Annotated in this window: 8 protein-coding genes and 1 pseudogene; 6 read left to right on the top strand and 3 right to left on the bottom strand. The window is 70.7% G+C overall.

From position 1 onward, the window contains the following. The first annotated feature begins 15 nt into the window (after window positions 1-15). The 4 genes from ACFE86_RS07650 (at window position 16) to ACFE86_RS07635 (ending at window position 6031) form a co-directional block, all read left to right on the top strand. The gene (locus ACFE86_RS07650) at window positions 16-1386 is read left to right on the top strand and encodes a cytochrome P450 (RefSeq protein WP_375454735.1); all 1371 of its coding nucleotides are present in this window, start codon (window positions 16-18) and stop codon (window positions 1384-1386) included. 176 nt (window positions 1387-1562) lie between these two features. Continuing rightward, complete coding sequence (locus tag ACFE86_RS07645; protein ID WP_375454734.1) at window positions 1563-4433, top strand: EAL domain-containing protein; 2871 nt, start codon at window positions 1563-1565, stop codon at window positions 4431-4433. Window positions 4434-4649: 216 nt separating this feature from the next. Then, a complete protein-coding gene (locus ACFE86_RS07640; RefSeq protein ID WP_375454733.1) occupies window positions 4650-5066 on the top strand; it encodes a hypothetical protein in 417 nt (138 codons plus the stop codon). A gap of 35 nt (window positions 5067-5101) precedes the next feature. Beyond that, on the top strand, window positions 5102-6031 hold the full coding sequence (locus tag ACFE86_RS07635; RefSeq protein WP_375454732.1) for a ferredoxin--NAD(+) reductase: 930 nt from the start codon (window positions 5102-5104) through the stop codon (window positions 6029-6031). 73 nt (window positions 6032-6104) lie between these two features. Here ACFE86_RS07635 and ACFE86_RS07630 read toward each other — a convergent pair whose 3' ends face one another. After that, window positions 6105-8657 carry a glycogen/starch/alpha-glucan phosphorylase gene (locus tag ACFE86_RS07630; RefSeq protein ID WP_375454731.1) on the bottom strand — a complete coding sequence of 851 codons (2553 nt, stop codon included), beginning with the start codon at window positions 8655-8657 and terminating at the stop codon, window positions 6105-6107. 486 nt (window positions 8658-9143) lie between these two features. Between ACFE86_RS07630 and glgA the strand changes: the two genes are divergently transcribed. Continuing rightward, window positions 9144-10745 carry a glycogen synthase GlgA gene (gene glgA / locus ACFE86_RS07625; protein ID WP_375454730.1) on the top strand — a complete coding sequence of 534 codons (1602 nt, stop codon included), beginning with the start codon at window positions 9144-9146 and terminating at the stop codon, window positions 10743-10745. Window positions 10746-12144: 1399 nt separating this feature from the next. Continuing rightward, window positions 12145-13056: pseudogene (locus tag ACFE86_RS07620) on the top strand (methyl-accepting chemotaxis protein); the annotation flags it as partial. Window positions 13057-13144: 88 nt separating this feature from the next. On the opposite strand, the gene ACFE86_RS07615 reads toward ACFE86_RS07620, so the two are convergent. Both ACFE86_RS07615 and ACFE86_RS07610 read right to left on the bottom strand, forming a co-directional pair. Further along, window positions 13145-13402, bottom strand: a complete 258-nt coding sequence (locus ACFE86_RS07615; RefSeq protein ID WP_375454729.1) for a hypothetical protein — start codon at window positions 13400-13402, stop codon at window positions 13145-13147. Window positions 13403-13611: 209 nt separating this feature from the next. Then, on the bottom strand, window positions 13612-14214 hold a 603-nt coding region (locus ACFE86_RS07610; RefSeq protein ID WP_375454728.1), incomplete at its 5' end, for a tRNA-dihydrouridine synthase.

Raw genomic sequence — 14214 nt, 5'->3', positions numbered from 1 at the left:
CCTGAGCCGTCCGTCGTGACCGGTGCATCCCCCGCCTCGGCCGTGCCGCCGCCGCTGCTCGCCGTGCCGCCGCGGCCGCAGCGCCCGCTGCCGCCGCTGCGACTGCTGAGGACGGCGGCCAGCGACACGGTCGGCATCTTCGACGAGGAACTCTTCGACGAACTCGTGGTGGTGCGCCGCTACGGGATCGCCACCCTCGCCTACGTGAGCGACCCGGCCGGCATCCGCCACGTGCTCGTGGACCGCTTCGACGACTACCCGCGCCTGCCCCTCATCCGCCGCCTCTACGAGCCCGAGATGGGCACCGGCACGCTGGCGACCGCCGGGCCGATCTGGTGGCGGCACCGGCGCATCGCGGCGCCGACCCTGGACCGCCGCGCCCTCGCGCCCGACGCGCCGGGCCTCGCCGCCGCCGCCGAGGCGCAGGCCGAGGCGCTCTCCGGACAGGTCGGGGCGCCGATGAACATCGAAGCCCAGGTCTCGCGCATCTGGATGGACCTGCTCAACCGGATGGTCACGGGCGGCGATCCCCGCGGCCTGCCGATCCTGGCCTGGCTCGCGAAGGTGCCGCGCAAGCCGAAGGCCCTCGACCTGATGCCGATGCCGGCCTGGCTCCGGGACCGGCTCAGCCCCGCGCGGCAATCGCCGGAGCGGCAGGCGCTGCGCGCGGCGCTGCGCGGCCTCATCGCGGAGCGCATGGCGGAGGGCTATGCCGGGCCGCAGGACCTGCTCTGGCGCCTCGCGCGGGCCACCGACCGGGAGACCGGCCAGCGGCTGCCGCTGGACGAGCTGCGCGACGAGGCCTCCGCCCTGATGGGGGCGGGCGAGGCCACCATCCGCGCGCTCACCTGGATCTGGTACCTGCTCGGCCTGCACCCGGAGGTCGAGGCGCGCGTGCATGCCGAACTCGACGCGGTGCTCGGCGCCGCGCCGATCGCGCCCGACCATCTGCGCGGGCTCGTCTACACCCGCCGCGTCCTCGACGAGGTGATGCGGCTCTATCCGCCGATCCCGATCGTGCCGCGGCAGGCGCGCAGGCGCGACACGATCTGCGGCCGCACGATCCCGCGCGGCGCCATCGTCATCGTCGCGCCGTGGATCGTGCACCGGCACCGCAAGCTGTGGAGCGACCCGGAGACCTTCGACCCGGACCGCTTCACCGAGGCGCGAAGCCGCGACCGGCCGCGCTTCGCCCACATCCCGTTCAGCGTCGGGCCGGGCATGTGCAGCGGCTCGCATTTCGCGTCGATGCAGATGCTGATCCTCGTGGCCGCGCTCGCGCGCCGATACCGCTTCCGGCCGGTCCCCGACGTGCCGGTGTCGCCCTTCGGCGGCATCAGCCTGCATCCGCGCGGCGGCCTGTGGGTCGTCCCGGAGCGCCGCTGAGGTACGCCACCGCGGCCCTCCTTTGCGGCCAACTTGATTTGGCCGCAAAGGAGGACGATCCGCGGGGCGCGGACCCCGCCCGGCCCGGCCTTGCTCCGGGGTGGGGCCGCCGCCACCGGTCGAGGCCGCCGGAGCGGCCGAAAGCCCGAGCACCCACGGCCGGAACGGTCAGCCCCTTGCGTCTCCTCGTCCTCCTCCTGATCCTGGCCGGAGCCTGCCTTTCGGGCGGCCCGGCACGAGCCGTGGAGGCGGTCCGCGTCACCCTGGACGCCCCGGTGATCGACCTGACCGGCGCGATCGAACGCTATCGCTCCGACGGCGACCTGATCCAGATCTCCACCGCGCCGGGCAAGGACGGCATCGTCCGCCGCATCGTCGTGAAGGCGCGCGATGCCGGCGCGCGCCCCGACTGGATGGTGTTCGCGCTCACCAACGACACCGACGAGCAGATCGACCGCATCCTCGTGGCCCCGCATTTCCGCCTGGTCGATTCCGGCGTGGTCTGGCCGGATCTGGGCGGCTCGCGCATCGCCGCGATCACCGCGAGCCAGGGCATCCGGCCCGAGCGCGACGAGAACCCGGAGGCCGACCAGTTCGTCATCACCCTCGATCCCGGCACGACAATCACCTACGTCGCCGAGCTGCGCGGCCCCAACATCCCGCAGGTCCACCTCTGGGACCAGGACGGCTACCGCAAGAAGGCCGCGGGGCTCACCCTCTACAAGGGCATCATCATCGGCATCAGCGGGTTGCTGGCGCTGTTCCTGACGATCGTCTTCGTGGTCAAGGGCGCGATCATCTTTCCCGCGGCCGCGGCGCTGGCGTGGTCGGTGCTCGCCTATGCCTGCATCGATTTCGGCTTCCTGCAGCGGGTCTTCCCGGTCACCGAACTCGCCGAGCGGGTCTACCGGGCATCCGCCGAGGCGGTGCTCGCGGCGACGCTGCTCGTGTTCCTGTTCGCCTACCTCAACCTCTCGCGCTGGCACGTGCGCTACAGCCACGTCGCCTTCTTCTGGCTGACCTTCCTCGCGGGCCTCGTCGGGCTCGCGCTGTTCGATCCTCCGGTGGCGGCGGGCGTGGCGCGCATCTCGATCGCCGCGGTGGCGGGCGTCGGCCTGCTGCTGATCGCGTATCTGGCCGCGCATAACGGCTACGACCGCGCCATCCTGCTCGTTCCCACCTGGACGCTGCTCGTCGTCTGGGTCACCGCCGCGGGCTTCGCGGTGACCGGCCAGATCGGCAGCGAGCTGACGCAGCCGGCGCTGATCGGCGGCCTCGTGCTCATCGTCATGCTGATCGGCTTCACCGTGATGCAGCACGCGTTCGCCGGTGGCGGCCTCACCCATTCCCTCGTCTCCGACACCGAGCGCCGCGCGCTCGCGCTGACCGGCGCCGGCGATGTGGTGTTCGACTGGGACGTGCCGGCCGACCGGGTCTTCGCCGGCCAGGAGATCGAGGTGCAGCTCGGGCTCAAGCGCGGCACCCTCGAAGGGCCGGCCACGAACTGGCTCGGGCTGCTGCATCCCTTCGACATCGGGCGCTACGCGGCGGCGCTCGACACGGTGATCGAGGAGCGGCGCGGCCGCATCGTCCACGACTTTCGCCTGCGCACCTCCGGCGGGGCCTATTATTGGTACCGGCTGAAAGCACGCCCGGTGATCGGCTCGGACGGCGAGGTGATCCGCATCGTCGGCACCATCGCCGACGTGACGGAGGTGAAGACCGCCGAGGAGCGCCTGCTGCACGACGCCGTGCACGACAGCCTCACCGGCCTGCCCAACCGCGAGCTGTTCGGCGACCGGCTCGACGCGGCGATCGCCTTCGCGAGCCAGGACCCGCGGCTCAAGCCGACGGTGATCGTCCTCGACATCGACCGGTTCAAGGGCATCAACGACGCGATCGGCCTGTCCGCCGGCGACTCGATCCTGCTGACCCTGTCGCGCCGCCTCGGGCGGCTGCTGCGCCCGCAGGACACCCTGGCGCGGGTGGCCGGCGACGAGTTCGCGGTGATCCTCGTCTCCGAGCGCGAGTCCGACCGCATCCTGTCGTTTGCCGAGATGATCCGGCGCGCCGTCGCGACGCCGATTACCTATGCCGACCGCGAGATCTTCCTGACCGTCTCGATCGGTCTGGCGCTGCACGAGGCCGGCGCGAGCCTGAAGCGCGACGTGGTGTTCAAGAACGCCGAGACCGCGATGGTCCAGGCCAAGCGCACTGGGGGCGACCGCATCGAGGTGTTCCGCGCCGACATGCGGGCCGAGCGGTCCGACCGCCTGATGCTGGAGAGCGACCTGCGCCGCTCGCTCGAGCGCAACGAGATGAAGGTGCTGTTCCAGCCGGTGGTCCGGCTGGAGGACCGCACGGTGGCTGGCTTCGAGGCGGTCCTGCGCTGGGACCACCCGAAGCTCGGGCGCATCCCGCCCGCGACCTTCATGCCGGTGGCCGAGGAGAGCGGCTTCGTGGTCAACCTCGGCATCTTCGCACTGGAGCGCACGGCGCTCGAACTCGCGGCGTGGCAGCGGTCGCTGGAGGTCGATCCGCCGATCTTCGCCTCGGTCAACGTGTCGTCCCGCCAGTTGCTGCGCCACGACCTGCTGCACGACGTGAAGACGGTGCTCGCCCGCTCCGGCGTGCTGCCGGGCTCGCTCAAGCTGGAACTGGCCGAGAGCCTGGTGATGGAAAACCCGGAATACGCCGCCCAGATGCTGACCCGCATCCACGACCTCGGCGCCGGCCTCTCGCTCGACGATTTCGGCACCGGCTACTCGGCGCTCTCCTACCTCCAGCGGTTCCCGTTCGACACGATCAAGATCGACCAGTCCTTCGTCCGCCAGATGGCGTCGGGCAAGACCGCGATCCTGCGCTCGATCGTGCGGATGGCCAACGAGTTGAACCTCGCCATCGTCGCCGAGGGTGCCGAATCCGAGGCCGATGCGCAGGCGCTGGCCGAACTCGGCTGCGACTACGCCCAGGGCTACGCCTTCGGCGAGCCGATGACGATGCTCCAGGCCCGCCAACTCGTCGGGGCGGCGCCGGAAGCCGCCTGATCCGCGTCGCTCCGCGGGGTACCTGCCCCACCGTTCCGATCGCTTGCTCGCACGGCCCGCGTTCCCGGTTCGGATCGAACGGTCGATCCTCGCGTCCGCTCCGGGCGAAAGGCCGGCGCCGGCCGCCACTTAAGCCTCCCTTAACCATGCCCGCGCAAGGTTCCGTGGAGGGATGGCGGGGGCTTCGCGCACCGCCGCGGTGGTCGGAGAACGGTGATGGTCGAGGCGGTGAGGCGTTTTCGCGAGACGGGCGGCTCCGATATCGTGCGCCGGCTCATCGCGCGCCCGATCCGGCTCGACCCGCCCCGCACGGCCGTGCGTGCCGAGCCGACCCCCGCGGCGCCGGAGGTCCTGGTGCCCGACGCCGCGTTCGAGGCCGCGCCGTCCGCATCGGCCTGTGACGACCTTGCCGACGGCGCGTCCAGAGACGAGCCCGAGGACGGCGATATCATCGGGCGCCTCCAGGCCGAGATGGCGCTGATGAAGGCGGTCCTCATGGCAGAGCGGGCGGAATCCGCCGCGCTCCGCGCCCGGATCGGGCAGGAGCCCGAGCCGGAGGCCCTCGGGCCGGAGGCGGGGGCGACCCGCGCGCGTCGGGCCGGCATGGCCGATCGCGTGCTCTCCGCGCGCTGACCGCGATCCATCCTCATGCCATTCGGGAGACGACCATGAGCGCGCGCTGCTCGCTCGTCGTCAACGGCAAGTCCGTGCGCATCTCCACCGGCGACACGCCGCTCGAAGCGGCGCTCGCCGACGGGATGATCGCGCCGGCCCAGGCCATGCACGGGGCGGCGGTTCCGGGCCAGGGTGCCGGCCCCGGCGCGCGCCGGGTCCAGGCGCCCCGCGAGCGCGCCGATCCGCTCAGGCTGCCGCTATCGTCAGCTCCCCCCATCCTCGCGGATGCGGACGAGCCCGCGCCGGCCGTCGCGGTGCGCACCGGCACGGTCACGCACGTGCGCTCGCTCACGGCGCACGTGATCGAGGTCGTCGTCACGGTGAACCGGGACCTCGCGCTCGGCCCCGGGGCACAGGTCGCGCTCGCGCTCGACGGGGTCGGCCTGCGCACACTCTGCCCGACCTTGCGCGTCGATGGCGCGGCGGAGCTGAACGAACTGGTGTTCCACCTCGCCCGCGACGAGGACGGCTGGTCGCTCGCCGATTCCCTGCCGCTCCATGCGGACGTGAAGGTGCGCGGCCCCGTCGGACGGGCGCAGTATCGCCCCGGCGGCGGGCGCCTCGTCCTGGTGTCGGCCGGCTGCGGCTTCGCTCAGGTCTGGTCGATCGCGCGGGCGGCCCGCTACATCGAGCCGGCGCGCGAGATGTGCCTGATCGTCGGCGCCCGCGATCCCCTCGACCTCTACATGCGCGAAAGCCTGGACTGGCTGCGCGCCACCGGCGTCGGCCGCATCGTGCTGAGCGCCGACCGCAGCCGCCAGCGGCCGCCGGACGTGCGGCCGGGGCCGCTCACCGCACACCTGCCGTCGCTTCGCGCCACCGACGTGGTACACGTCGCCGGGGACAGCTCGACGGTCGGCGCCGTCCAGGTCCTGGCGGCCTCCGTCGGCGCGCGCTGCTACCCGGTGCTGATCGACGGGTAGCGCGCGCCGAGCGCGGATACGAACGCGCCGCGCGACCGTCCCAGGACCGCGCCCAGGACCCCGCGCGACGCCCTCACCCCACCTTCACCCGCCAGATCTCGGCGGCGTATTCCCGCATCGACCGGTCGGAGGAGAACCATGCCATCCGGGCGGTGTTGCGGATCGCCTTGGCCCACCAGCCGGCGGGGTTCCTCCAGGCGGTGTCGATCTCGCGTTGCGCGCGCCAGTAGTCGTCGAAGTCGACGGTGAGCAGGTACTGGTCGCGGTGGCGTAGGTCGTCGGTGAGCGGGCGGAAGCGGTTCGGCTCCTCGGGCGAGAACCGGCCCGAGGCGATCATGTCGAGCGCGGCCGCCAGGCGCGGCGAGGCGGCGATCGCATCGCGCGCATAGTTCGGCTCGCCCATTCGCGCCTGCACGCCGGCGGCGTCGAGGCCGAAGATGAAGATGTTGTCCGCCCCGACATGGTCGCGGATCTCGATGTTGGCGCCGTCGAGCGTGCCCACGGTGAGCGCGCCGTTGAGCGCGAGCTTCATGTTGCCGGTGCCCGACGCCTCCATGCCGGCGGTGGAGATCTGCTCGGACAGGTCGGCCGCCGGAATGATCGCCTCGGCGAGACTCACCGAGTAGTTCGGCAGGAACACGACCTTCAGCCGGCCGGCGACCTCCGGGTCGTCGTTGACGGCCTTGGCGACGTCGCAGGCGAGCTTGATGATCAGCTTGGCCTGGGTGTAGCTCGGCGCCGCCTTGCCGCCGAAGATCTTGACCCGCGGCGTCCAGTCCTTGTGCGGCTCGGCCTTGATCGCCTGATAGAGCGCCACCGTCTCGACCACGTTGAGGAGCTGGCGCTTGTATTCGTGGATGCGCTTGATCTGCACGTCGAACAGGGCGGCGGGATCGACATCGATGCCGGTGCGCTCCGCGATGATCGCCGCCAGCGCCTGCTTGCGCCCTTGGCGGACCGCGGCGTAGCGCCCGACGAAATCCGGCTTCTCGGCAAAAGCGTCGAGGCCGCGGAGCAGGCCGGGCTCGTCGAGCACGCCCGCGCCCACCGCCTCGACCGCGAGCGCGGTCAGCTCCGGATTGGCGTTGTGCAGCCAGCGGCGGAAGGTGATGCCGTTGGTCTTGTTGACGATCTTCTCAGCGTCCAGCGCGTGGAGGTCGCGGAACACCGTCGAGCGCATCAAGTCGGTGTGCAGCGCCGAGACGCCATTGACGCGGCGCGCTCCGTGGAAGGCGAGGTGGCCCATCCGCACCCGCCGTCCCTGCGACTCGTCGATGAGCGACACCGAGGCGAGGTGGGCGGCGAAATTCGTCTCGCCTTGTCGGCCGTGCCGGCCCTGCTCTTCGAGGTGCATCCAGTTGATCAGGTAGATGATCTGCATGTGGCGCGGCAGCAGCCGCTCCATCAGCTCCACCGGCCAGGTTTCCAGCGCCTCGGGCAGGAGAGTGTGGTTGGTGTAGTTCAAGGTGTTGGTGGTGACGTGCCACGCATCCTCCCACACGAGGCCGTGGTCCTCCAAAAGGATGCGCATCAGTTCCGGCACGGCGATGGCCGGGTGGGTGTCGTTCAACTGGATCGCGGCGTGGTGATGGAGCGAGCGGACGTCGCCGCGCTCGGCCACGTGGCGCCGGACGAGGTCCTGCAGCGAGGCGGAGGTGAAGAAGTATTCCTGGCGCAGGCGCAGTTCCTGGCCGGCCGTCGAGGAATCGCTCGGGTAGAGCACCCGCGAGATCGCCTCGGCGCGCATCCGGTTCGCGACCGCGCCGACGTGGTCGCCGCCGTTGAACTGCGCGAGGTCGACCGGGGTCTCGCTCTCGGCCTTCCACAGGCGGAGCGTGTTGACGGTCTTGCCGCGCCAGCCGACGACCGGCACGTCGTGGGCCACCGCCCGCACCGTCTCTGCCGGGTGCCAGTGCCGGCGGATCACGCCGTCGGCCACCGCCGCCATGGTCACGTGGCCACCGAAGCCGACCGTGCAGGTCGCGTCGGGCCGGACGAACTCCCACGGGTTGCCCTCGGCGAGCCAGGTTTCGGGGGCCTCACGCTGCCAGCCGTCCTCGAAGGACTGGCGGAACAGGCCGTGGTCGTAGCGGATGCCGTAGCCGATCGCCGGGATGCCGATGCTCGCCATGCTCTCCATGAAGCAGGCGGCGAGCCGCCCCAGGCCGCCGTTGCCGAGCGCCGCGTCGGGCTCGGCGCCCTCGACCGTTCCGAGGTCGACGCCGAGGCCCGCCAAGGCGGCCCGGGTGGTCTCGACCAGGCCGAGGTTGTTCATCGCGTCGGACAGGAGCCGCCCGATCAGGAATTCGAGCGAGAGGTAGTAGACCCGCTTGTTCGGCACGGACGGGTCGGCCGCGTGGCCGGCGTCGACGATCCGGTCGCGCAACGCCAGCGCGGTGGCGGCGAACCAGTCGCGCTCGCGCGCCGCCTCGGGCGTCTTGCCGATCGCGTAGGCGAGCTTCGCGCGGATCGCATCGCGGAGATCCGCGACGGCATCGCCGGAGGCGGGCTGCGCCGGGTCCCGCACGGCCGGGCCGCGGACCGGCGCGGCCGCACCCCGCTCGACGGCATCCGCCCGCTCGTCCCCGGGCGCGGTGGCAGTAAGACCATCCTTCAGCACGTGCATTCCCCCATCGTCGGCGCCGGCGCGTGATCGCGTCTCGGGAGCGCCACTCGCGTCTTGCGGCGTCGATCGACCCTTGCTTCGCAGTGGTCGATCCTGTGGCCGCTCACTGGTCTTGTCGAGACGTCGCTTGGTCATGACGCGACCCGTGCAAGCGATGTGCCTCGGCACCGTATCGTTTCGGACACAAACACGAGGCTGACATCCAAACCCGACCGGAGTTTGTCACGCTCGGGTTGAAGCCATCCTGAATTCCGCCCCGGCCGCCAACCCTGACCCTGGGGATTGCGGGGAGAGCGGCATGGCCGGCACGGTCTGGTGGAAGCGCGGCGTGATCGGGCCGGACGAGGGCTTGCTTCTGCAGCGAGGGCGACGGCGCAAGGCCCCGCCGCATTTGCCGCAGTGCAATGCAGGCAACGGAAAGTTAAGGCTGTTGCTGGCCTAAATTGTGCGTCGCAGCGGAGCCAGCGGAGCGCGAGGGCGTTTACGATGCCGATCAGTGGTGGGGACAGCGCGGTGCGCCAGGGCCGATCCGCACCGGGCGGCACGCCATCGACGATGCAGCCCGCGCTCGCAGTCGAGACATCCGTGCAGTCCGGGCGACCGCCTGCGATCGCGTCCCGGGCGCTTCCCGACCTTCGCACCGCACTTCAGCCGCGCATCCTCTACGCCACCCCGGAGATGGCGGATTTCGTCAAGACCGGCGGCCTCGGCGAGGTCGCGGGCGCCCTCCCCCGTGCCCTGCGGCGGCACTATGACGTGCGGGTGCTGATCCCCGGCTACCGGCAGGTGATCGCCGCTTTCCCGAGCATTCCCGTCATCGGCCGGCTCGAAGGCTTCGCCGGCGTCCCGCCCTGCGATCTCGGCCTCGTCGAGACCGGCGACGGCCTGCGCGTCTACGTGCTGCTCAGCGCCGACCTCTACGAGCGCGACGGCACGCCCTACGGCGACGGCGACGGCGACTTTTCCGACAACGACCTGCGCTTCGCGCGCCTGAGCCTCGCCGCGGCCGAGATCGCGCAGGGTGCCGACCCGGCCTGGAGCGCCGACCTCCTCCACCTCAACGACTGGCAGTCGGCGCTGGCGCCGGCCTACCTCGCGTGGCGGCGGGTGCGCGTGCCGAGCGTGCTGACCATCCACAACCTCGCCTACCAGGGGCTGTTCCCGCGCGAGCACATGGGCCGCCTCGGTATGCCCGACGACGCCTTCGACATGAACGGCGTCGAGTTCTACGGGCAGCTCTCCTTCCTCAAGGCGGGGTTGTTCTACGCAACCCACGTCACCACGGTGAGCGAGACCTACGCCCGCGAGATCCTGACCCCGGAATCCGGATGCGGGCTCGACGGGCTGCTGCGCACCCGCGCGGCACAAGGGCGGCTCGCCGGCATCCTCAACGGCATCGACGAGAGCTGGGACCCGCGCACCGACCCGCATCTCGCCACCCGCTTCGAGGCCGACGACTGGAAGGGCAAGCGCGCAAACGCGGAATCGGTGCGGCGGCAGTTCGGGCTCGCCGTGTCGCGCGGGCCGCTCTTCGCCATCGTCTCGCGCCTGGTGCACCAGAAGGGCATCGACCTCTCGATCCAGGCGGCCGAGACCATCGTCGCCGAGGGCGGCCAACTCGTCGCCATCGGCCAGGGCGAGGCGCGGTTCGAGGATGCGCTGCGCGGGCTCGCCCGCCGCCATCCGGACTCGGTCGGCGTCCACGTGGGCTTTGCCGAGCGCGACGCCCGCCGGATGTTTGCCGGCAGCGACTTCCTGCTGATGCCCTCGCGCTTCGAGCCCTGCGGGCTGGCGCAGATGTACGCCCAGCGATTCGGCTCCCTACCGATCGTCCGCCGCACCGGGGGGCTGGCCGACACGGTCGAGGACGGCGTCACCGGCTTCACCTTCGCCGATCCGTCGCCGAAGGGGTTTTCCGGCGCGGTCCGCCGGGCGCTCGACACCTTCGCGCAGAAAAAGCGCCTCAACGCCATGCGCCGGACGGCGATGGCGCGGACCTTCGGCTGGGACGCTGCCGCCGCCGACTACAATCACCTCTACGGCCGCGCCTTCGGCAACGGTGCGGCGCTCCGCTGGCGCGCCGCGTAGGTTTTTTCGCGCGGCCCGCGACAAGGGCAGCCGAGCCGGCAGCCTCGCACTCGGATGACCATGCGCCCGGAAGCACCCCCTGTCGGACCACGGCTCAAAACTGGTCTGACGTAGTCCTGTCGGTCGTCGACGAGGGGCGATCGAGACTTGGAAGACGCCGTCGCGCCGCAGCATCGAGCGCGTGATCTTCAGTCGAAACGCTCTCATGCCAACGGCCGTTGACGTCGACCTTTGACCATTCGACCTGCGGCCGGAGACCGGACGCGACTGCGCGTCGCAGCCCGTGCGGCGGACGCCTTTGGCCGGTCGCGATCAAAGGGCGGCGGCATAAGACGCGCACCCTCCGACACGGCAGGGACCTGCTCTGAGAAAGAGTCAGGGCCTGAGCTCGACAAGACCAATACCGCTTTTAACGGAATGTTAAACACATTTGCCTATCCTGCAGTGCTATAAGGAATGTTAAAAAACTGAACCGAAGAGTAAAGAGTTTGTCCACATCGTTTGTCTCAAGGTCAGGCTTGACGCCGCATAGCTTCGCCGTTGTCGTCTTTACGGTGTTTTGCGGTGTTGCACCGGCGGTGTTGGCTCTCGCCCCAAGGCGGGGCGAGCCCATCGCCATCTTGACGCTCAGGCCGGAGGCTCCGTTCCCGCAAGCGGCAGCACAGGCAGATGCGCGTATCCTGTGGATGTCGCAGCACGGACACGTCGTCGTCCTGCAGGCATCGGACCCTGATCTCGTGACGAGGCTCTATCGGAGCGGTGCCACTTTGGTCGTCGCCGCCTCCGCCTTGATGGCGTGCCTGCCCCGGGCCGTCGCAAGCCCTTCTTTTCAAGGACACCGACGGTCATGACGACCAACCACAGCCTTGAGACGCTGCGCCGGGCCTTTCTGCCGGCGATGATGGGAGGGCTCGCGCTCCTCTATTGCGTCGTCTGCGCGACGGCCTTCTGGCAGGGTGCCATGCCGCTCGCCACCGCCGGGATCGGTGGGGCGCTCGTCGGCCTCGTCTTCCTGCTGGCGTGGCGTCAGGGTGCGACGATCACGGTCCGTCACACGTCGTCGGCCGCGATGATGGCGCTTGTCGGCCTTCTCGTCTTCACGGCGTCGGGCACGCAATGGCAGATCGACACGCACATGGCGTTCTTCGCGTTTCTGGCGATCACGGCCGGATGGGGATGTTGGTCGTCCATACTGGTCGCAACCGCGGTCGTCGCCCTGCATCACCTGATGCTGAACGTCGTCTATCCGGCCGCCATATTCCCGAACGGCGCCGACCTCTCGCGGGTGCTCCTGCATGCGGTGATCCTCGTCGTCGAGGCGATCGCGTTGATCCTTGCGGCACGCCGGATCGTGCAGGCCTTGGAGGTCTCGGAGGTCGCGACGGAGAACGCCACGAAAAATCTGAACGCGCGCAACGAACTGGAACAGGCCCGGACGCTGGAGCATGCCGTCCGTCAGCGTCGGGCCGACCTCGTCGACCAGCTCGTGCGGGGCTTCGAGGGCAAGATCGCCGGCGTGTTGGAGATCGTGACCTCGGCTGCCGTCGAACTCGATGCCACGGCCCGTTCGATGACCGGGGTGGCCGACGACACCAGCCAACAGGCCATGGCGTCCCGCGCGGCCGCCGAGGAGGCCTCGGTCAACGTGCGGACCGTGGCCTCGGCCGCCGACGAGATGGTCGCCTCGTTCCAGGAGATCGAGCGGCAGGTTCAGCGTTCGAACGCGGTGGCCGGCGATGCCACGCACGAAGCCGAGGCGACCACCGCTTCCATGAGCCGCCTCGCCCAGGCCGCCGAGAAGATCGGCGAGGCCGTGACGATGATCTCGAACATCGCCGGCCAGACCAATCTGCTCGCGCTCAACGCCACGATCGAGGCCGCGCGGGCCGGTGAGGCAGGGCGGGGATTTGCGGTGGTGGCCACGGAGGTCAAGGAGCTTGCCGGCCAGACCGCACAGGCGACGGAAGAGATATCCGGTCAGATCACCGCGATCCAGACGGCCTCCGCCGAGGCGCTGACGGCGATCCGGCAGATCGGTCGCACGATCGTGTCGGTCAACGACATCACCGGCTCGATCGCCGCCACGGTGGTGCGGCAGACGGCGGCGACCAACGCGATCGCCCGTAACGCCTCGGAGGCCGCCCGCGGCACCGAGGACGTGTCGTCGAACGTCGCCGATGTGCTGGCCTCGTCGGGCGAGACCGGCAGCGCGGCCCAGCGGGTCCTGCGTGCGGCCGGCGAGCTCGCCAACCAATCGCTGGCCGTCAAGCACGAGGTCGACGGCTTCCTCGCCGCCATCCGGGCGGCCTGAACGGAGGTCGTGGCCTCGGCGCGTTGCCTCGCGCAGGCCGGCATGGCCGGGTTGCCGCAGGGGCCGGCGCGGTCGGGGGAGGACCTCCTCAGTTGCAGCTCTCCCGCATGACTTGGCGCGGGTCCGGGTCGGCATCCCGCATCGATCCGTCGTCGGAGCAGACGGCGTGGGCCAGCACGTCGGCCAGGGCCCGGACCTTCTCGCGCGCCTCGCCCTCGATGTCGTCCTTCGTCCGGCCGACGGTCGCGATCGTGACGACGCCGGTGATGCGTCCCTGACTGGCAAGGAGGGTGAAGTTGAACCGGCCGCTCCGGCTGCGGCGGATCAGAAAATGCGGCTTGGCCAAGACACCGGCTCCCGTCAGCGATCGACGCTTTCGACGCCGCGCCTACGGGTCGAGACGGCCGAAAGTTTCCCGACGCCGACAGGGCCCCGGCATGCGCGCCCGGCTTCGGTCGCCGTGCCGGCGCGGTCTTCCGGCAGAGTGCTTCGAGGCCGCGCCCGCGGGCGCGGCCTCGCGCGAACGCGCGGCTGTCGGTCCGGGGGGCGGAACGATCAGCGTTGGCCGAAGGACGGGTCCTTGAACAGGTCCTTGTATTCGCGCGGCTGCGAGCGCCAGTACTGCTTCGGCGCCCGCACCGTCGCGCCGAGTTCGGCCGCCGCGTGCCAGGGCCAGCGCGGGTCGTAGAGCATCGCGCGGGCGAGCGAGATCGCGTCCGCCCGGCCCTCCGTCAGGATCGCCTCGGCCTGGGCGGGCTCGGTGATCAGGCCGACGGCGATGGTGGAAAGCCCCGTCTCGGCCTTGATCCGCTCGGCGTAGGGCACCTGATAGCCCGGCCCGAGCCTGATCGCCTGCTTCGGCGACACGCCACCGGTCGAGACGTGGATCGCGGGCGCGCCCGCCCGCTTCAGGGCTTGCGCGAGTTCCACGGTCTCGTCGATGTCCCAGCCGTCCTCGACCCAGTCGGTGGCCGAGACACGCATCCACACCGGCCGGCCGGCCGGCACCACGTCCCGCACCGCCGAAAACACCTCGAGCGGAAAGCGCATCCGGTTCTCCAGGCTGCCGCCGTAGGCGTCGGTGCGGTGGTTGGCCAGCGGCGAGAGGAACTGGTGCAGCAGGTAGCCGTGGGCGCCGTGCAGCTCCACCGCCTCGAT

The organism is uncultured Methylobacterium sp. (genome assembly GCF_964244095.1).
In the GTDB taxonomy this organism is placed as follows: domain Bacteria; phylum Pseudomonadota; class Alphaproteobacteria; order Rhizobiales; family Beijerinckiaceae; genus Methylobacterium.
This window is presented reverse-complemented; position numbering and strand designations above follow the sequence as displayed.